21 protein-coding genes and 1 pseudogene are annotated in these 19,966 nt (G+C 30.5%); 10 read left to right on the plus strand and 12 right to left on the minus strand.

The genetic code is table 11. The features are described 5' to 3' along the window. Nucleotides 1–5: 5 nt before the first annotated feature. Genes CLRAG_RS03170 through CLRAG_RS03180 form a run of 3 tightly spaced genes read left to right on the plus strand, consistent with a single transcriptional unit; the run spans nucleotide 6 to nucleotide 2,523 of the window. A complete protein-coding gene (locus CLRAG_RS03170; RefSeq protein ID WP_065077039.1) occupies nucleotides 6–1,196 on the plus strand; it encodes a Ger(x)C family spore germination protein in 1,191 nt (396 codons plus the stop codon). Continuing rightward, nucleotides 1,193–1,411, plus strand: coding sequence for a hypothetical protein (locus CLRAG_RS03175; RefSeq protein ID WP_065077040.1), 219 nt, complete (start codon nucleotides 1,193–1,195; stop codon nucleotides 1,409–1,411). Before CLRAG_RS03170 ends, CLRAG_RS03175 begins: the two co-directional genes overlap by 4 nt. Nucleotides 1,412–1,434: 23 nt before the next feature. Beyond that, the gene (locus CLRAG_RS03180; RefSeq protein ID WP_065077041.1) at nucleotides 1,435–2,523 is read left to right on the plus strand and encodes a GerAB/ArcD/ProY family transporter; all 1,089 of its coding nucleotides are present in this window, start codon (nucleotides 1,435–1,437) and stop codon (nucleotides 2,521–2,523) included. On the opposite strand, the gene CLRAG_RS20380 is transcribed toward CLRAG_RS03180, so the two are convergent. From CLRAG_RS20380 to CLRAG_RS03195, 4 genes are all read right to left on the minus strand, one after another. Beyond that, a complete protein-coding gene (locus CLRAG_RS20380) occupies nucleotides 2,520–2,678 on the minus strand; it encodes a hypothetical protein (protein WP_154104925.1) in 159 nt (52 codons plus the stop codon). The genes CLRAG_RS03180 and CLRAG_RS20380 overlap by 4 nt on opposite strands. Nucleotides 2,679–3,017: 339 nt before the next feature. Further along, nucleotides 3,018–3,773, minus strand: a complete 756-nt coding sequence (locus CLRAG_RS03185) for an aminotransferase class IV (RefSeq protein WP_065077042.1) — start codon at nucleotides 3,771–3,773, stop codon at nucleotides 3,018–3,020. Nucleotides 3,774–3,790: 17 nt separating this feature from the next. Next, complete coding sequence (gene pabB, locus CLRAG_RS03190; protein ID WP_065077043.1) at nucleotides 3,791–5,140, minus strand: aminodeoxychorismate synthase component I; 1,350 nt, start codon at nucleotides 5,138–5,140, stop codon at nucleotides 3,791–3,793. After that, nucleotides 5,124–5,729 carry an anthranilate synthase component II gene (locus CLRAG_RS03195; protein WP_065077044.1) on the minus strand — a complete coding sequence of 202 codons (606 nt, stop codon included), beginning with the start codon at nucleotides 5,727–5,729 and terminating at the stop codon, nucleotides 5,124–5,126. The genes pabB and CLRAG_RS03195 overlap by 17 nt, the downstream gene beginning before the upstream one ends. Nucleotides 5,730–6,505: 776 nt before the next feature. Between CLRAG_RS03195 and CLRAG_RS20385 the strand changes: the two genes are divergently transcribed. Then, nucleotides 6,506–6,673, plus strand: coding sequence for a hypothetical protein (locus tag CLRAG_RS20385; RefSeq protein WP_154104926.1), 168 nt, complete (start codon nucleotides 6,506–6,508; stop codon nucleotides 6,671–6,673). A gap of 251 nt (nucleotides 6,674–6,924) precedes the next feature. Here the strand turns inward: CLRAG_RS20385 and CLRAG_RS03200 are convergent, their stop codons facing one another. Beyond that, nucleotides 6,925–8,112, minus strand: coding sequence for a GGDEF domain-containing protein (locus CLRAG_RS03200; RefSeq protein WP_065077045.1), 1,188 nt, complete (start codon nucleotides 8,110–8,112; stop codon nucleotides 6,925–6,927). Nucleotides 8,113–8,335: 223 nt separating this feature from the next. On the opposite strand from CLRAG_RS03200, the gene CLRAG_RS03205 reads away from it, so the two are divergent. Next, nucleotides 8,336–9,061, plus strand: coding sequence for a hypothetical protein (locus tag CLRAG_RS03205; protein ID WP_065077046.1), 726 nt, complete (start codon nucleotides 8,336–8,338; stop codon nucleotides 9,059–9,061). Between the two features lie 93 nt (nucleotides 9,062–9,154). Here CLRAG_RS03205 and CLRAG_RS03210 read toward each other — a convergent pair whose 3' ends face one another. Further along, nucleotides 9,155–9,319, minus strand: coding sequence for a YvrJ family protein (locus CLRAG_RS03210; RefSeq protein WP_065077047.1), 165 nt, complete (start codon nucleotides 9,317–9,319; stop codon nucleotides 9,155–9,157). Between the two features lie 176 nt (nucleotides 9,320–9,495). On the opposite strand from CLRAG_RS03210, the gene CLRAG_RS03215 reads away from it, so the two are divergent. Both CLRAG_RS03215 and CLRAG_RS03220 read left to right on the plus strand, forming a co-directional pair. Next, nucleotides 9,496–9,768 (plus strand): DUF362 domain-containing protein, encoded by a 273-nt coding sequence (locus CLRAG_RS03215; protein ID WP_065077048.1) that lies wholly within the window; start codon nucleotides 9,496–9,498, stop codon nucleotides 9,766–9,768. 15 nt (nucleotides 9,769–9,783) lie between these two features. Further along, nucleotides 9,784–11,550, plus strand: a complete 1,767-nt coding sequence (locus CLRAG_RS03220; protein WP_065077049.1) for a carbon starvation CstA family protein — start codon at nucleotides 9,784–9,786, stop codon at nucleotides 11,548–11,550. 278 nt (nucleotides 11,551–11,828) lie between these two features. On the opposite strand, the gene CLRAG_RS03225 is transcribed toward CLRAG_RS03220, so the two are convergent. Continuing rightward, nucleotides 11,829–12,476: a DUF3786 domain-containing protein gene (locus tag CLRAG_RS03225; protein ID WP_065077050.1), complete on the minus strand. Its 648-nt coding sequence runs from the start codon at nucleotides 12,474–12,476 to the stop codon at nucleotides 11,829–11,831. Nucleotides 12,477–12,933: 457 nt separating this feature from the next. Between CLRAG_RS03225 and CLRAG_RS03230 the strand changes: the two genes are divergently transcribed. Continuing rightward, on the plus strand, nucleotides 12,934–13,344 hold the full coding sequence (locus tag CLRAG_RS03230; protein WP_065077051.1) for a bacteriohemerythrin: 411 nt from the start codon (nucleotides 12,934–12,936) through the stop codon (nucleotides 13,342–13,344). A gap of 69 nt (nucleotides 13,345–13,413) precedes the next feature. Here the strand turns inward: CLRAG_RS03230 and CLRAG_RS03235 are convergent, their stop codons facing one another. The 5 genes from CLRAG_RS03235 to CLRAG_RS03255 all read right to left on the minus strand — a co-directional run bounded on the left by CLRAG_RS03235 (nucleotide 13,414) and on the right by CLRAG_RS03255 (nucleotide 18,498). Next, entirely contained in the window at nucleotides 13,414–14,538 is a 1,125-nt protein-coding gene (locus CLRAG_RS03235; protein WP_065077052.1) for a uroporphyrinogen decarboxylase family protein, read from the minus strand. A gap of 41 nt (nucleotides 14,539–14,579) precedes the next feature. Next, nucleotides 14,580–15,761, minus strand: a complete 1,182-nt coding sequence (locus CLRAG_RS03240; protein WP_242872080.1) for an MFS transporter — start codon at nucleotides 15,759–15,761, stop codon at nucleotides 14,580–14,582. Nucleotides 15,762–15,868: 107 nt separating this feature from the next. Then, the gene (locus CLRAG_RS03245; protein ID WP_065077053.1) at nucleotides 15,869–17,020 is read right to left on the minus strand and encodes a uroporphyrinogen decarboxylase family protein; all 1,152 of its coding nucleotides are present in this window, start codon (nucleotides 17,018–17,020) and stop codon (nucleotides 15,869–15,871) included. 124 nt (nucleotides 17,021–17,144) lie between these two features. Continuing rightward, nucleotides 17,145–18,116, minus strand: a complete 972-nt coding sequence (locus CLRAG_RS03250) for a metallophosphoesterase family protein (RefSeq protein WP_065077054.1) — start codon at nucleotides 18,114–18,116, stop codon at nucleotides 17,145–17,147. Between the two features lie 193 nt (nucleotides 18,117–18,309). Further along, nucleotides 18,310–18,498: a DUF6440 family protein gene (locus CLRAG_RS03255; RefSeq protein ID WP_065077055.1), complete on the minus strand. Its 189-nt coding sequence runs from the start codon at nucleotides 18,496–18,498 to the stop codon at nucleotides 18,310–18,312. A gap of 310 nt (nucleotides 18,499–18,808) precedes the next feature. Between CLRAG_RS03255 and CLRAG_RS03260 the strand changes: the two genes are divergently transcribed. Together CLRAG_RS03260 and CLRAG_RS03265 are read left to right on the plus strand one after the other, a co-directional pair. Then, nucleotides 18,809–19,222 carry an acyl-CoA thioesterase gene (locus tag CLRAG_RS03260; protein ID WP_065077056.1) on the plus strand — a complete coding sequence of 138 codons (414 nt, stop codon included), beginning with the start codon at nucleotides 18,809–18,811 and terminating at the stop codon, nucleotides 19,220–19,222. A gap of 55 nt (nucleotides 19,223–19,277) precedes the next feature. After that, nucleotides 19,278–19,751, plus strand: a pseudogene (locus tag CLRAG_RS03265) (tetratricopeptide repeat protein); the annotation flags it as partial. Nucleotides 19,752–19,966: the final 215 nt, after the last annotated feature.

The raw sequence follows: 19,966 nt of genomic DNA on the forward strand, positions 1-19,966 counted from the left end.
AAAATATGAAGTATAAATCAACATTATTTTATATTTTAATCTTTATATTTTCAATTTCACTTTACGGTTGTAGTAGTGATAAGAGCGAACTAAATGAAATTTATGTTGTGGGTGGCATGGGTATTGATAAAATATCCAGTAATAACACTTTTCTTGTAACATTAGAAATTATTAATCCCAGCCATTCAAAAAGTGATACTTCTATATCTAAAAGAGAAAATAAATCCATTATTCAAGTAAGCACTGGTCATTCTATTTTTAGTGCAATGCAAAACTTTTCAAAAAATAATCATCAATTACTGGACTTTTCACATGCCAAGGTAATCATTTTATCAAGAGAGTTATGTGAATCAGAATCAGGAGTTTCTGAGGCAATGGATTATTTAAATAGAAATCGTCAAATTCGAAGTACTAGTTGGGTATTTGTTTCAAATAAATCAGCTGGAGAAATTTTACAAAGTGGAATACTTGGTGACTCTGCAACTTCAAGTGCTATAAATACCATGATGAGCTTATTTAAAAAAAATGGACCTATTGTACCTGTAAATATAAATAATTTTATTATAGAGTCAAAAAATGAATCAAAATCGGCCTTTGCCCCTGTAATCGATATAGAAAAATCAAAAGATAGTACTGCTGCCAAAATTGTAGTTGAAAAAATGGCCATTTTTAAAAATAATCATTTAATAGGAATACTTACAAGTGAAGAATCTAAAAGCCTTTTGTGGGTGGTTGATTATGCAAAGGGTCATGAAGTTATCTTTCCTATTAAATCAGGCATAAGTGGTAACGTAACTATAGATGTATTTAAAAAATCTGCCGTGATAATTCCTCATATTACGGAAAATGGCATTAACATGGAAATTGAATGCAGGGGAAATGCTTTTATTGAGCAAGCAGAAAATATTAGTATAAGCCCTACAGCTATAAATAATCTTGAATATGATATTGAATCCACACTAAAAAGTCACTTAAATAAATTAATATATAAATCCCAAAAAGATTTAAATACAGACTTCATTGGTTTTTCAACCAAAATATACAACAACAATCCAAAAGAATGGATTAGTATAAAAAAAAATTGGTCTCAAATATTTCCAAATGTAAAATATGACATTACTTTTAAAATTAATTTAACTAATTTAGGAATAATTAAAGATCCTGTTATGACAAACAAGGAGGAAAATGCTAAATGACTGCAATTGTAATTATTTCATCGTTACTAATAGGAACACTTGAGGGAATAGCTCTAGTTAAAAAAAAAATGTGGAAAGAATTATCATGTGTTGTGATTTTATTAATTATAGCTTTATGTTTTCAAACTAGTAAAAATTTAGGTATGGCAACTCCCATAGATTTAATAGAAAAATTACTTGAACCTATTGGAAAAATATTTTTTAATAAGTTATAAGTTTCGGATTGAGGTGAATAAATATGCATAGAAAAGAAGTTATCACTACAAATCAATTTATATGGATGCTTTTTTGTATAATTACATCTTTTACCGGACTGCACGTAATTCGATTGCTAATTTTTCAAGCAAGAAGAGATGCCTGTTTATCTGTAATTTTAGCCTGGGTTTTAGATGTACTCCTTGCTGTTGTCTATGCTTATATGGGCATAAGATTTCCAGGTCAGAATATGGTGCAGTACAGCATGACTATTCTTGGGAAAAGGTTAGGCAAAATTATAGGCATATTATTTCCTGTTTTCTTCTTGCTCGTATCTTCTGCACTACAAAGAGGACTGAGTATAATACTTAATACTGCATTTTTTCCAAAAACTCCAGTAGAAATAATTCTTATTTCCTCTTATCTTGTGGTTGGATACGCTGTTTTAAAAGGAATAGAAGTACTAGGAAGAGTATGCGAAATTTTAGGTCCCTTTTATTTATTTAGTTGTATTGTACTATTTTTGTTTTTTACTCCTGATGTAAGAATAGATAGACTTAAGCCACAACTAGAAGCTGGCCTATACCCAGCTTTAACAGGTACTCCTCTTATTCTATCCTTTATAGGAATATGTATTATTATGGGCATGTATATTCCCATTTGCAATCATCCAGAAAACGGATTTATTGCAAAATTTACTGCTGTCAGTTTAGGTACTTTCGTCATTTTGTCACTTGTTATCAGTGCAATAGGAATTTTTAGTTATCCACAAGCTAGAAATATGATTAATGTCAGCCTTGAACTCACAAGATTTGTTCATTTAGGTGATTTTTTTGAACGTGTGGAAGCTATCTGGCTTATGATTATCATAGGTGCAGCAATTACAGCATCTGCAAGTATGATATGGGCTTTTAGCGTGGGTATATCTCAAATTGTAGGACTAAATGCATATAAGTCTCTGGTCCTTCCTTCCATACTACTTTCTTTTGTTATCGGTATAACTTCCTTCAAAAATAGCTTGGATCTAGTAACCTTTAGTTTGTACTCATATCCTCTTATGGCTACATTTGTTGAGACAGGATTAGAAATGTTTCTTTTCTTTGCAGCTTTAATCTTAAAGAAACGGGGCTAGCTTAAATCATCATCTTTATCTGCTATATTCTTTACTTTATTTTTGTATTTACTAAAGAGATACTTTTGGAAAAAATAAAAGATTAAAAAACAGGTTAAAACTAAAAATATTCCTATAATAATGGAAATAAAGTTATTGACACCTATTCTATCCATACTTATGCCTCCTCTCTTACAATATATTTCCCAATATTATAGATTTCATTAATTTTGTAGAGTTTCTAAACGAAAAATCAACTTATACAATATCATATAATGACAAATTTCATCATCATAAAAACTTTTAATAAGTCTAAAGCTTGGCATTTTGAAAACCTAAAGGAACTTAGATAAACTCGTACCTCAAACATATCTAAGTTTCTAAGGTTTTCTAAAATGCCAAGCTAAGACCTATTTATAAAAGTTTTTAAGTATGATTTCAATTAGAAACCCTCATATATTGCAGCTAAAAATCAACTTATGTGCAGGAATATTTTTCATTTAGGAACTTTATATTTAATGTTTTTTTAATTGTTCTTGATAAACTTTTTCTATTTTCTTAATAATACTACATTCATTGAAGCTTCTATTATAAATACTAGAGACTTTCATTATCCCCATAATGCTGTTAGTTAAAAAAACACTATCTGCTGACATTAAATCCTCCTTACTGAATTCACCTTCAGTAACGTCGAAGTTATTTATTATAAACTTTCTTACTGTACCCTCAAGTAATCCACACTTTTTAGATGGAGTATATATTTTTTCATTCTTTGTAAAAAACACATTAGATACACTGCCCTCTGATAGTTTATCTTCCGTATTAAAAAACAGCACCTCATTGTATCCATCATCAATACATTTTTCATGTTCTAATATATTTTCTAAATAATTTAAAGATTTTAAGTATGTAAGCTGAGAAAATTCATTTCTCCTAACAGAACTTATTTTAACTTTAAAACCTCTTTTATACTGTTCCTCAGTATAATTGTTCTTTCTAGTATTGAACAACGTATTTTCCTCTGTAACTACTAACTTCAGCACACAATTATTACACTGAAGCTTGTTAACAGCATCCATAACTTCGTCTTCAGTAATTTCTTTATCTATTCCTATAATAGAAAGACCTTTATTTATCCTATATAAATGATTTTCAAGAAAAAGTGGATCATTGTTTACAAGCATAGTTTCAAAAAGTCCTCTTCCAAAGTAAAAGCCGGTATCTAAAAAAACTTTATCATCTTCTACCATCTTACCATTTAAGAGCATCATAACTGCTATTCACCCCTTTATAATACTTTCATTAAAGCTCTAGCCTTATCAAGTGTTTCATCATATTCTGCTTCATCATCAGATTCCCAGGTAATTCCTCCACCAACACCTAAATAAGCTTTTCCATTTTTTATAAGTATAGTTCTAATAGCTATATTTAAATCCACATTACCATCAAAACCTAAATATCCTATGCACCCTGTATAAATATTTCTTCTAGTAGGTTCTAATTTTTCAATTACCTCCATAGACCTGACTTTAGGTGCACCAGTTATGGAACCACCTGGAAAACATGCTTTTATACAATCTATTGCTGTATACTTATCTTTTAATTTTCCTACAACAGTTGATACCAAGTGAAATACTGTACTATATTCCTCTAATTTGAAAAGTTCTGTTACCTTTACAGAATATGGCTTGCATACCTTGCTTAAATCATTTCTCTCTAAGTCTACAATCATTAATAACTCAGACCTATCTTTTTCACTATCTATAAGTTCTTGTCTGTTTTTTAAATCTTCTTCTTTATTTTTACCTCTAGGTCTTGTCCCTTTAATAGGTCTTGTTTGAACAAGGTTATTTCTTACTTCTAAAAATCTCTCCGGTGAAGAAGATACTATACTAAAATCTTCAACATTCATTAATGCAGCAAATGGTGCTGGATTAATATGCCTTAAATCTTTATATACTTCATAAGGATCTTTTTTTGTTTCACAGCAGAATCTTTGGGTTAGATTTGTAATATAAATATCCCCATTTCTTATAAACTGTCTAACCTTTTCTACAGTTTCTACATATTCCTCCCTGCCAAAGTTTGATACAAATTTTGTATCACTATCATTTACTTTTCTATATTTAATTTTATGTCCTTTGGATATTTTATCTTTTATTTCATTAATGCTGTCTTTTTCTGACTTTAATATACCTAAAGATGTAATATAATTCTTCTTTTTTAAGTTATCTACTATTACTGCATTATCATAGAAATAAAAATAGCAGTCAGGTATTTTTATTTCTTCTATAGTCATAACAGGAAGCTCTTCTATAGTTCTCCCTATATCATAAGATAAATATCCCATAGCCCCAGCTATATATGGAAGCTCTGTATTATTTTCAATTTTGTACTTTGCAATAAGTTTTTTAAGTTGGTCAAAAGGGTCGCCATTAAATTCTTTTTTATTTATAGTACAAATATTATTTTCATATTTAAAAGTAGTAAAAGAGTTTAATCCTATAAAAGAGTATCTGCCTAAATCTTCGGCTCCCATGCCGCTGTCTAAAATGGTAACTGTTCTGTCTTCTTTAAACAGCGAGTAAATATCAAAAGCATCTAATTCTGTTTTTATTTCTTCAATGAAGAACTTCATATAATTCCCCCTTACTAAACATTCTTGCTTCTTCTATAAAATTATTAAGCATTTCATGTCCACATTCTGTGAGCTCTGCTTCGGGATGAAATTGTACTCCTTCAACAAGATACTTTTCATGCCTAATCCCCATTATAACTCCATCTGAAGTTTCACAGGTTATATTAAGACACTTAGGAAGTGTTTCCTTTTCTATTACTAACGAATGATATCTTGTAACCTCTACAGGATTTTTGATTTCTTTAAATACTCCTATATTTTTATGATGGACTTTGAATGTTTTACCATGTACAGGCTCCTTACCCTTTATTATATTAGCACCAAAGGCATACCCGATACATTGATGTCCAAGGCATATACCTAAAATAGGAATTTTACCACTAAATTTTTTAATTATATCCACACAAATGCCCGATTGCTCAGGTGACTTAGGTCCTGGAGAAATTATAATCCCTTCTGGATGCATTTTTTCCACATCTTTCAATGTTAATTTATCATTTCTACAAATCTTAACCTCTTCATTTAGTTCTTCTAAATACCTTACCAAGTTGTATACAAATGAATCATAATTATCAATCATAAGAAACATGAATTTTCACTCCTCGGCATTAATTTATATTGGTTTTTAACCTTATTCATTTACATTTCAGTACAATTATTTTTACAATTTTCACCACTTTTATCATAATTCTTTTGGTTAGTTTAATAGATAATCAACGGTTCTAATCAATTACCTCCCTTATCAAGTGATTCTTAGGTTCAGGTGGAGTTTGCCTATAAGGAATACCTTTTCTCCATCTGAACCTTAGAAGAACTTATCCAGGCGCGTAGCAATGCTTATCCCCCACTTTGAAGAAGCTGGGGGTGTTAGCAATGGTAGCGATCGGATAAAATATTTTTATTATATTTAAAAATAAAAAAAGCACATAGCGCATTTAATTTATCCAATGTTATCATCCGCAAACAACTCGCCTGCTTTACAAAAGCTGCAAGTTTTATGCTGTGTATAAAGAACTCTTTGGCTTTAATCCATTAGAGTTCTTATGTACATAGGTTTGCTAAACCCTGGATAAGTTTTATACACTATATGCCTTTATTTTTAAATTCTATTATTAATAAAAGATACTAATTAAAATCTTAAATTTCTATAAGTAAGTATATCACATTTCAATAAATCATATCAATAATGACAAATTTCAATTAGATTACTGCTGCCAATATTAGTTATTACAAGTTAGGAACATCACTTAATAAGTTTCTCTAAGTATACTAATTCGATAAGTAATTAATTTTATTTTATACATAACTTTTTCTGAATATAAGGTTGTATAATTGGTTATCACTATATAATGGAGGTGATTATATATGACAAACATAAAAAATAATAAAACCCCTCATATTAAGTTTAAACATTCTAATGATAAATTTAATATGGAAGCCGCAAGAGAATTAGGAATTGATTTTCCTAATTTTAATCAAACAACCTCAAAAATTATATATGCTTATGAGCTTGGATTAAACGATAGGCTCTAATCTTATCTGCACTGATATTTACAGTATAATAATTTGAATTTCGTACATTCTATTATTATAAGAATATCAATGTATTAAAGCTACTAAATGTTTAAGTTTTAGATAAACCAGAATATTCTTTCTTCAATACATTGATAATTACCTTTATGCTGGGGATGATGAATCCCCAGTATTTACGTTATTTATAGTTAGTTTTGTATAGTAATATTACTTTCTTTCATCCAAAACTTCTTTTGATACACTTAATCTGCCTATGCACTGACAACCTTGTTACGACATTTTTTGGCTTCATATAAAGCTTCATCTGCAGTCTTAATAAATTGTTCAATAGATAACATATCAGACGGAATAACAGTATAAACTCCTAAACTAATGGTAATATAATTGGAAATAGAAGAGTACATATGTGGAATAGCTAACTGTTCAACCTTTTTTCTCAATTGTTCTGCAAATTCCAACACACTTTCCTTTTCCATGTAGGTAAGTACAACAGCAAATTCCTCTCCCCCATATCTTGCAACAGTATCTGAAGAACGCCTTGCAGAAGATGAAAGTACCTTCGAAACTTGCCTTAAACAATCATCTCCAGCTTGATGACCATAATTATCATTAAATGCCTTAAAAAAATCAATATCTATCATAATTAATGACAGTGGTATAAAATAGCGTCTGCACCTATCCCATTCTGCTTCTATTGTTTTATCAAATACAAAACGGTTGAAGATACCTGTTAAACTATCAATTTGAGAAAGTTTTTCTAATTTTTGATTTACCCGTTCTAATTCATCGCTTTTTTTCTGTATTATTTTTTTATTGTTAAAATCATCTACTTGATTTTTATATCTTATACATGATATCATCCAGGATATTATTAAAAAAATAGTACTATTAGTACAATTTGCATACAATATATCGCTGGATTTCTGAAAATATGGCAGAAGAAAAAGAAATGGTAAATGAACAATTAAATACATAATCAATAATGTAATTGGTTTAAAAATCGGAGTTACAGCAACTGCTATAATTGATATGGCATATACAATAATCTGCCCAGAATATAATTGATCCAACAAAGATACACCTGCACACCAACACAATATCATGATTGTAAAAGATACTCCAACAACATTAATACTTGTCTCATGTTTAGAAATGTTATTTTCTAATTTAGCAAATATAAATAAATATACCATCATTATCAAAATTAGTAATATATCCATAGTTGAATAATATATGTCGGTTTTCTTTGGAAAAATATTTTCCCCTATAGTAAACAAAATTACAAGCTCTGCAGCTTCTATAACAATGAAAGTTACTGCTGTAATTTTTCCCCTAGTTAAATTAATTCCATTAATATTTACAACAAATTCTTCTTTATACTTGTCCAATACTGATGCCAATATAAAACTTCTTATCAATCTAAATATTTTAAGAAACATCTTTTTCACCTTTATTTAAAAGATTTTTATCTCATAAACTACTTTTATCAATTAGGATATAAATAAATTATATCATCATTTATAAGAATTTTCTCCTACTATTTATTCTTCTTTTATCCATACTTATCAATGTTAACATCCTATTCACTTATTTGTAATAAAGCTGTCACAGAGCAGTGAGATTATGTGATAAATCAAAGAAATATTTAGGAGGTAATTAAAAATGTTAAAAAGAAACGTTAAAATAATATCTGCTTTAGCCCTTATGGTATCAATTGGTACAGGATTTACTACAGTTAATGCAGCTTCACTTTCTAACAAGACACCAAAATCAGTATATTGTTCTAGTAAAAATTTCAAAACAAAAAATAATGAAAATTTCTTAAAAACTAAACTTGATCCTCTAGTAACATCAGGTACCATCACTAAGGATCAAGAAACTGCCGCATTAAATCTTCTAACTCCTTCTAAAACTAATAAAAAATCAAATACTCAAGTTAAAAAGGAAAAGTCTAAAGATTCATTGAAGACTACTCTTGATTCCCTGGTAACTTCAGGTACCATCACTCAAGATCAGGAAACTGCTATATTAAATAGCAGTAGTCAAGAAAAATCTCAAAAAAAAGCTGAAATGGATAAAGTCAAAAATATGACTCAAACTGAACGTAAAGCTTATTTTCAAAGTAAAAAAACTGCAAGAAAAACTAACTTCTTAGACTCTCTAGTAACTTCAGGCACTATTACCAAAGACCAAGAAACTGCTATAAAAAATCTACTTACTTCTAATAAAAGTGAAAACATTCAAGCTAAGAAAGAAAAATTTACGAATTTGTTAAAAACTAAGCTAGATACTCTTGTAACTGCTGGTACCCTTACTCAGAATCAAGAAACTGCTATGATAAATGCTTTAACCTCTTCTACTAGTAAAAGCACAAAAAATTTAAAATAGTTTTTAATAAAAAATGTGGTCATTTTATATGGTCACATTTTTTATTTAATTTTTTATGCAATTCAGCTAAGGGAAAAGAAATAGGTTTTAGGCCTATTTCTTTTCCTGGTATTTTATAACGGCTGATATAGCTGCCTTTAGATTTTCAACAGATTTGACTAAAAGGTCAATCTTATTTTCAAATCTCATAAGCAGATATATGCTAACTGCTATGGGAAACCCAACGGTACTGATTAAACTAACCAGCTGGTCATACATAAATATCACCTTCCCTTTTGCCATTACAAATAATATATATGCTATTTTAAATATTTTTTCAACTTATTCAATGGTTCTTTTTTAATCAAATACTTGTGTATTTTTTATAAAATATGCGGAATAAATAAAGTATAGTGCATTGTAATAACTTAAAAACTATGAGGGAGGTGATAATAATGAATGCTACTATGCGCTATTTTATAACCTTAAAATGTATTAAGTGCCACAAATGTGCAAATGAATGTCCTGTAGATGCAATATACGAAGGAAATGATAAATTTGAAATTAATGACACCAAATGCATAACCTGTGATAAATGCAGAGAAATATGTCCTGTAGATGCAATACATTATGAAGATGACGAATTTAGAAGTATAAATAGGGAAATGGATTCCTATTTTGGTGGGGGAGCATGGCCATCACCAGGAAGGTATAACAATTTAGAATAATGGAGGTCTCAAAATATGAACGCAATAACTTTAGTTATTATCGCTGCATTAGTTTTAATCATTGCATATCGTTATTATGGATATTTCATAGCTACTAAAGTCTTAATGATAGACCCAGACAGGGAAACTCCTGCTAATAAATTTAATGACGGAAGAGACTATGTGCCAACTAACAAATGGGTAGTTTTTGGACACCACTTTGCTGCCATAGCTGGTGCAGGCCCACTTATAGGTCCAGTTCTTGCTGCACAATTTGGATACATGCCAGGCTACTTGTGGCTGCTTATAGGAGCAGTGCTAGGTGGTGGAGTACATGATATGGTAATTTTATTTGCTTCAGTTAGACATGATGGCAAATCTTTAGCAGAAATCGCGAAGGAAGAAGTTGGTAGGATTACAGGGACAGCCAGCAGTATAGCAGTCCTTTTAATAGTAATTTTGTCTATGGCAGGACTTGCCATCGTCATAGTAAATGCTCTTTACTCTAATCCTTGGGGTACCTTTACAGTAACAGTTACTATACCAATAGCTATGTTTATAGGAATATATATGAGATATATTAGACCTGGAAAGATAGGAGAAGCCTCAGCTATAGGCGTTATATTAGTACTTTTAGGAGTAGTACTAGGACCTGCAGTCAAGGCATCTAGTTTAGCAAGCTATTTTACTCTTAACGAAACCCAATTAAAACTTGTCCTTCCAGCTTACGGCTTTCTTGCTGCTACTTTACCTGTATGGTTTTTACTAGCTCCAAGGGACTATTTAAGTTCTTATATGAAAATAGGCACTATACTTGTCCTAGCTTTAGGCATAGTATTTGTTAGACCTACAATTGCAATGCCTGCAGTAACTAAATTTGCAGCTGGTGGAGGCCCTATAATACCAGGACCGCTGTGGCCTTTCTTGATGATAACTATAGCTTGTGGAGCAATATCAGGTTTCCACGCCTTAATATCCTCAGGAACTACGCCAAAGCTTATAGATAATGAAAAAAGTATTCCTATGATAGGATATGGTGCTATGCTAGCAGAATGTTTTGTAGGAGTAATGGCACTAATTGCAGCTACAGTTCTTCAACCTGGAGACTATTTTGCCATAAATACTAGTGCAGCAGCCTTTAGCAAACTACAGGCTGCAGGTTATAAAATTGTTAACTTGCCTCAACTTTCACAGCTTGTTGGAGAGAATATAGCACATAGACCCGGCGGTGCAGTATCTTTAGCAGTAGGAATGGCTTATATATTTTCCAGAATACCCTTTTTAAAATACTTAATGTCCTATTGGTATCAATTTGCAATAATGTTTGAGGCTCTATTTATATTGACAACTATAGATGCAGGTACTAGAGTTGGAAGGTTTATAGTTCAAGATATAGCAGGAAAAGTTTATAAACCTTTGAAAAGGACCGATTGGTGGCCAGGAATTATAATAACTAGTGGTTTGGTATCTTTTGCTTGGGGATATTTATTGTTTGGAGGAAGCATATCAACTATCTGGCCTATATTTGGTGTGGCTAACCAGCTTCTAGCAACTTTAGCCTTAACTATAGGAACTACTATAATATTAAAGCATAGTAAAAAAAGAAGTTATGCCCTCATAACCTTAATTCCAATGTTAGCTTTACTTGTTACTACTGTAGGTGCTGGTACATGGTCCATATTCAAAACCTATATTCCTAAAAATATGATATTAAATTCTTTTCTTATGACAATAATGATTGCTATAGTAATAATAGTAGTGGTAGATTCCGCATCTAAATGGAGCAAAATTATTAAGGATTAAAAATAACTGTAAATCAACTTTCTAAATTGGAAATTACATTATACAATATTATATAATGACAAATTTCATCATCATAAAAGCTTTTAATAAATCTAAAGCTTGGCATTTTGAAAACCTAAAGAAACTTAGATAAACTCGTACCTCAGACATATCTAAGTTTCTAAGATTTTCTAAAATACCAAGCTAAGACTTATTTATAAAAGTTTTTAAGTATGATTTCAATTTTGTCATTATATTTCACGTATAAGTTGATTTTTCGTTTAGGAACTCTATAACTGTTAATTGTGAATTAGTTTGGCAGCTCTAATTATTTCATCAGCTGCTTCGGAGCATAAACCAGCTAAATCTTCTACATGCAGCTCATTAACTGCAGAACAATCATAAAGGATAGCAGCATCTGCTGGAAATTCCTCATCTGCTGTCCATAACCCAAATATCATAGGCACATTAGGTAATACATCAATCTTTATTCCCACATCTCCAACATCAACTTTTTTTCCACCTAACTTAATACCTGCTTTCAAGAAAAGATCTCCCTTATGCCCGAAAAACTCAACTAATTTATCTATACCGCGATCTGCAAATCCCTGATAAGCATGACCAACTCCTTTTAATTCTCTAAGAGGCACCCACTTATTTGTTAGACTGCTATTAGCAGACCTGTATAGATAACTAAGCATAAGCATTTTAATCATAAGCATTGTATTTATATCTACAGATGGATCTTTATCTCTATTATTCTTTAATACAATATTTCCATCTGGATAAGAAATTAAGTATTCTTTGTTAAAACAGGTTAATGTAAATTGTTTCTTTTCAAGATCATAATAAGCCCTGCTTTTTTTAGCGACTTCTTCTGGATCATATTTAACAAATTCCTTACACATATTTTCATAACAAATCTCATAATTATTTTCCTTGTTCATACTTTCACCCCTTAAATACATAATAACATATGTTACTAATAGTTTTTGCTTAGCTTATACTAATAATGCAAAAGTATTTTTTAGGTTTACTTAAATACTCAACTTTGACACATATAAAATTTTTTAAAGAACAAAGTTCAAATATCAAATAAGGATGATTTTTAGCTGCCGCAAAAAATCTTTAAATTTATATAAATCAGCAATGTTTCGCTTTATCGAAACGAGTGATGAAAAACTTAATCAAAGATTTTTTGTAGTGTAACGGAAAAAATCCACATTAACTATTAATTCTTCATTATTAACTATTAATTATTAACTATTAATTAAAAAAGCTTTGCTTCGCAAAGTTTTTAAACTGGGAAAGTTAAGTAAAACAATAAACACACTTGCATTTAGTGAAAGCATATGATAATATTTATTTATTAATAGTTTATATTAATAAAAAGGAGATGGCAAAATGGCATTTAAATGGAAAGAAGAATTTAATTTAAATATCGATGAAATAGATAAACAACATAAAAAACTAATGGAAATAGGGAAAAAAGCCTATGATATTGCAGTACTAGATGATGGATATGATAGATATGATGAAATAATGACAATACTTGATGAGCTTTTAGAATATACAAAATATCATTTTGAGTATGAAGAAAATATGCTAAAAAAATATAATTATGATCATATTCATGATCAAGAAGAAGAACATGGATTTTACGTATATAAAATAAATGAAGTTGCTTCTAGAGAGGATATAGATGATAATCAAAGAAAAGTAATATTAGAAATTATAGATTTTTTATCTGAATGGATTAGTAACCATATTATGATAGCAGACAGAAAATATGCAGTATTTTTAAAAACTGTTTAATAAAAGAACGAGAGTAAACTAAAATAGTTTTTACTCTCGTTGTAAGTTTCAAAAATAATTTGGTTGTTTCTACTTACCAGTAGCAGCTGAAACCATAGCTTTTACATTTTCAACCTTAGCATTAAATGGTATTGTACATCCTGAAGAAAGAATTAATCCGGTACCATCAAAATCTTTAATAAGTTTAGTACAATAATTATATACCTCATCCGGCGTAGCAAGAACAAGCATTTGTGCAGGCACATCTCCCTTAAAACACATACGACCCCCAAGTAACTTTAAAAATTTTTCCTTATCAGTTATACCATCCGATTCGAAGATACATGACCCCTTTGGAAATGCAGTAAAATACTCCAAGTCTCTAGTCCAGTTTGAATCTACATGGAACATAACTTTGAATCCTGCCTCAATGGCAACATCAGTTGCCTCCTTCATATATTTCCATATGAACCTCTCCCAAAGTTTAGGCGTAAAGAACTCACTAGCACCACGACAGGAACCCCCTAACATTATTGGAGGTTGCTTTTTATTCTTTTTTACTTCCTCAAGCTGCTGTTTCAACTGAGCAATTTCTTCTTCCTGTATAACATTTAATACAGCTTCTACCTTATCCGGCATCTTGTATAAATCTCTTATAAATTTAGACAGTGAACGTCCAAAGCTTATATGTTCCGTGACATTTCCCATAAATGCAGATGTAGGAGCAATATACCCTGCATTTTCAAATTTTTTGGCTGCTTTTGGAGCAAAATCTAAAGTTGCTTTAAGTCCATTAAAATCTAATTTTAGTCTATTTTCTAAAAAATCCTGTAAAAAGTTGTTCCATCCTTTGCTAAGTATGGTATCATAATCTTCAATATTCAAATTTTCTGCTTCGACTACTTGCCAAAGTTGATTGTCAGGAAGCTCTTTTCCAGGAAGTTTAACATGTGAAAGTAATCCAAAGGAAAACATAAGTGGATTTGCATAATTACTGGCACAACCATCTACATCTCCTAGCTGTGATACAGAATTAAAAATTGTATCACAAGATAATTGAAGGTTTGAAACAAAGTCTGAAAGTTTCACACCCATATGTTTTGCACAAAAGGAATCCCCATTAATCATCACCGGAGTCCTATCAGTTTTCATAAGTGCCACAGTTTTCATATAACGATCTAAATGTTCATCGTACAAGCTTTGACCTGTTTTCATTTTATACACCTCTTAAATTATACTAATAACTTTAACTTCTGTTATTCAACACTTATTGACTCTGGCTTTGATGTCTTTAGATTAACCAATGATTGAACAATTGAGTAGATCACAAGACATACAGCGCCAAATACAAATGGAAATCTCATAGATGATATATTAAAAGTACTCTTAACAAAAGCAAAGAAGAAGCTTGAAACAAAACCACCTATACTCATAAATGCAAGAGCTATAGAAATTGCAAAAGGCTGTGCTGACTGAGGCACCGGCATACCAACATACATAATTACAGCTGGTACTACAAGTCCAAATCCCATTCCAACAATAGTTGCTGCAACAGTAAACATAAAAGCACTATTACCATAGATCAAAATCACAAATCCTATAGCATGGAGAACCGTTCCTACAACTATGGTGTACTTTGCAGCTATATGATATAATTTTCCAAAAATCGCACCAGTGAACATTCCACCTATGGAGAACATAGTAAGCGCCATCGCTGCACTAGCTGCAGTTCCTAATTTATTGTCAACTATTAAAGATGACATACCAGTTAACATTGGGTAATTTATTAAAGTATAAACTAGAAAAATTGTTGACCATACATATACCATACCAGGCATCTTTACTTTTTCATTCTTTGCCTTTTCTACCTTCGCAGGCTCAGGTAACATGAAAATAACTACGATAAGAGATATAACAGCCAAAAGATAAGTTAAAAAGGTAGTTCGCCAGCTAATAACACATAAAAATCCTCCAAGCATCTGGAACACAATACCACCTATATTCTGAATAACACTATTGTAACCCATGAGGTTTTCTACATCTTTTCCCTGGAAAAAGTTCATAATAAGTGCTGATGGCATTGGAGATATTAAACCTACGCCAGCTCCCATTATAGCTCTCATAATAAGAATTAGGACAAAGCTATTTGCAAAATAAGGAACAGCACCACCAATGATAGTAAGAATTATTCCAATAATTGTAACACTTCTAAATGTCATAATATTACCAGCTAATTTTCCTCCTATCATTGAAAATGGAATCGTAGTTAAACATGGTAATGTAGCTATAAGTACCACTACACTAAAATCTATTTTTGGGAAAGCTTGACCTATACTTGCAAGTGCAGGAGAAGTTGCTCCTTGTGCCATAACCAGAAATGAAAAAGAAAATATTGCGAATATAGTTGCTGATTTACCTTTACTCATACCTTTACTCATAACTTTAAACTCCCTTCTTCTCTCTTTGATTTTAAAAAAACTTACATATAAATTTTTATACTTTAAAAATGAAATAACACTAATCAATCAGGAGGCATTTTCTATTATTACTTATTTAATGGTTGTCCTAATGTTGCTAAAATAACAGCCTCTATGTTCTCACGTTTTGCATTAGGTGGAACACTACACCCTGAATTCATAATGAAACCAGTATCACCAAATATGTCAATAGTCTCCTTAGCATATTTATAGCATTCTTCAGGTGTTCCTACTGATGTAAGTGCTGGTGGAACGTTACCTGTAATACACATTTTATCTCCAAGTATCTCTTTCATCTTTATATTGCTGGTTACATGATCAGGATCCCATACACATTGAGCTTTTGGAAATTCTCTAAAGTAAGGAAGGAATGTTTCCCAATTACCATCCATATGGAACCAGGTCTTTACATTATTTGCCTGCATTGCAGGTACTACCTTCTGATAATATGTAAAATAGAATTTTTCAAAAACTTTTGGTGATATGAAATCACATCCTGAACGAGTTCCTCCTATAAATCCATATACTCCCGGTAAAGCTTTTATTGCCTTAACCGTATTCTCTACTTCTTCCTGTTCTATAATATCTAGAGCAGCTCTAACCTTATCTGGCATGCGGTACAGATCTCTAAAAAATTTGGGCAATTTACGTGCACCACTTAAAGTCTCAAAAGGTGGCATAGGTAACAATCCGCCAGCCATTCCAACACTTGTTTTTCCAAGAGCAGCTATTTTTTCATTTACCTTACCCATATATTCTGAATCTGGTTGAGGTAATTTTTCTGGATCAAAGCCAATTCTGTTAAGAAGCTCTTGTTTAAGTACTCCCCATCCTTTATTTATAATTGTGTCATAGTCTTCTTCAGTCATAGGTCCCTGCTCATCAATCTGCCAAAGTGCATCTTTAGCTATATCATGTCCTGGAACCTTCATTTTTGCAAACCACATAGCTGCAAAATTTTGCTGCATAAAATCCATAGGTACTCCAGTTGCTGCAGGAACTGAATCCATTTCGTCAAGTATAGGCAATTGAGCAGCTTTTATAAGATTTTCTTCTACAAGTTCTTGCCTTTCCCACCAATCAGATATAGTCATTGTTGGATCTATAAATTTAAAATACATCTGCCCGGAAAGCATAATTGGAATTCTATCCGGTTTTTCCATGTTTAGTGCAGCTAACATTCTTTTATCACGTACTGCAGTCATCTCTTTTGGTGTCATATTATTTCACCCCCATAATTTTTTTGAAATAACCTTGAATTTTTTAAATCTTCTGTATGTATATAGTATAATATTTATACGTTTACATTTCACCCTACATGATGTAGAAATTTATGATAATATTTTATACATTTATGTAAGATAAAATTTTTGTATATGTTTTAAACTTTTCTAAATTGTTTTCATTTAAAATAATTATTCTTGCTCCTTTAGCAAAGCCTTTTTTTCCGTAAGAGTTGTATCCTGTCTTACGCCCATACCCTAAAGTAATACCATTTAAATCTCCTATATAGTCGTTAGTATGATCATGCCCTACAAATACACCTTTCACATCCCCCATTTCAATAAGTGCAGAAAACAATCCACTATCAACAGATTGTGGGGATTCTTTTTCATTTCTTTCTCCTATAGCTTTTCCACTTTGCCATACCTTATATTGCTGCTGCAGTGGAATATGAAAAAACATAAGTGATGGAATTATCTTGCCAAATTCTTTTTTTAGATTAGTTGATAATTTTTTATACCAATCTATTTGTTCTTTTCTTATATACCCATACCCTTTTATGTCATAGCTGCCTGAATCAAACATGTAAATATTAAATATAGGTTTATCATTTTTAGAGTTCTTGATGATGAGGTTATAATCCCCTGCTCTACCAATTGCACTTGAAAAGCTTTGACTAAGATTATACTTGTACGACATATACATTTTCATCTGATTTTTTCTATTTACCATACATAATTCATTATCATGATTACCTAAAACTACTGCCCAGGGGATTTTTCTATCTTTCATTGGTTTGGCAATATTTGCAATTGCCTTTTTAACTTCTTCTTTTAGTTTACAAAACCTACCGTCTATAATATCTCCAGTTAGTACAACAAGATCTGGCTGTTCAGTGTCTAACACATTTTCCATAAGCCTTATAGTTTTTTTATTTTTCAAAGAATACTCATGCAAATCTGTAAATTGAACAATTTTAAATTCCCCATTTTGATTGAATTTTAAATTAATTTTCTGTGGAATTACTCTATACTTTTTTTTAAAAATACCCTTAAAAAAATTTAGTATTGATTTTAATGCATTATCTATCATTTTGTACCTCCATAATTAAATTTTTAGACAAAAATAAAAGGAAGCCTTTCTGCAGATAAAGCGCTTCCTTTGTTAATATATATAATCCACCTTCTATTTTTAAATTATGCCAGGAATGTTTATTTTATTACCTATGAGATAGTCCAAATTTGAATTGAATTTGAACTATCTGCTAATACACAAATTAAGAATATTATTCATTACCTGATTTAATAACTGGCTTTCCATCTTTATCAACCAACAACGTTAATCCCCCAGCATATCCATCATAACTAAATAAATATTCAACACCTGTTTCTTTATCTACTATCACCTTATATCCAGATGTAGTACCCTCTTTAAAAATTACCTCAAATCTTTTATTAGACTTTTCACCAAACATTCTTTACTTCCTCCCTCAATTAACTTTATTTTCCACTAGCCTACTATCATAAATTCTTTTTAATCTTTAATCTTCTATTTTTACAAACAAAAAGAGTTTCCCAAACAATAAACATTAAAAAGTACCTTCTTTTAAGGTTGCAGAAATTTACCGCTGCTCATTAACCTATAAGTAAATTATATCATTTCATACAATATCTCTCTATTATTTTTTATGACGGTTATCTTCACTTCTCACGGATTCTTCTTTATAATGAATGGTGTTATAATATTATGTATAATAATTCTATCATGGAGAGGATGTGTCAAGCTTGTACATAAATGAAACAAAGGTAGTTGTTAGATATGCAGAAACTGATAAAATGGGTATAGTTCATCATTCTAATTATTATATATACTTTGAAGAAGCTAGAACACAGTTTATAAAAAAGACTGGTATAAGTTATTCACAAATGGAGAAAGACGGTATAATGTTTCCTCTAGTTGAAAGTAATTGCAGATACTTACATGGTGCAAAATATGAAGATAAACTAATAATAAAAACTTGGATTAAAGAATTAACACCAGTTAAAGCGGAATTTAACTATTCGGTTATTAGAGAAAATGACCAAAAGGAAATTGCAAAAGGAAGCACATTACACACTTTTGTTAATAATAATTTTAAGATAATTAATTTAAAGAAAAAGCATACAGAACTATTTGAAAAATTACAGTCACTAATATGATAAAAAAGTTAGTTGATAATTCAAATAAAATAATTTATATAGGAATAGTGTATTTATGAAGGATGATATACAAATTAATAAATATTTAGAAAAAGCAGAGGAAGCCTTTGAAGAAAATAAATTAATTAAAGCATTAAATTTATATAATAAAGTTTATGAACTTTCAAATGGTGAAGATGTAGATTCAATAATTAATTTAGCTTTAATATATGACACTTTGGAAAAATCAGAAAAAGCTAAGGCGTATTACAAAGAAGCTTTAAGTATAGATGACTACGAGGAAAGGGCTTACTATGGTTTGGCTGCAATATATGATGATGAAAGAAATTATGAACAAGCTATAAAATTATACAATAAAGCTATTTATATAAATCCAAATTATCATAAGGCTTACTTTTTCTTAGCAAATGCTTACGATGTATCTGGAGAAAAGGATTTAGCAATAGAAACTTATGAAAAACTTTTAAGTTTAAATCCTGCAGATTTTTGGGCAAATTTAAACTTAGGAAGTATCTATAGGGTTTCTAACTAAAATATTAACTTATACAGAATAATTAAAATTCTTCTCCAAATACTAAATGTACGGAGAAAGGAGTTTTAATTATGGGAAGAAAATTATTTGAAATAGAATCACTGTATGATTATAAAATTGAAGATTTAATTGAGCTAAAAAACACTACGAATTCTAAATTTACTAGATTAGTATTAGCTGTGGTTACTATGAGATATCGAGGATGCTCAAAT

Source organism: Clostridium ragsdalei P11, from assembly GCF_001675165.1.
Classification (GTDB): domain Bacteria; phylum Bacillota; class Clostridia; order Clostridiales; family Clostridiaceae; genus Clostridium_B; species Clostridium_B ragsdalei.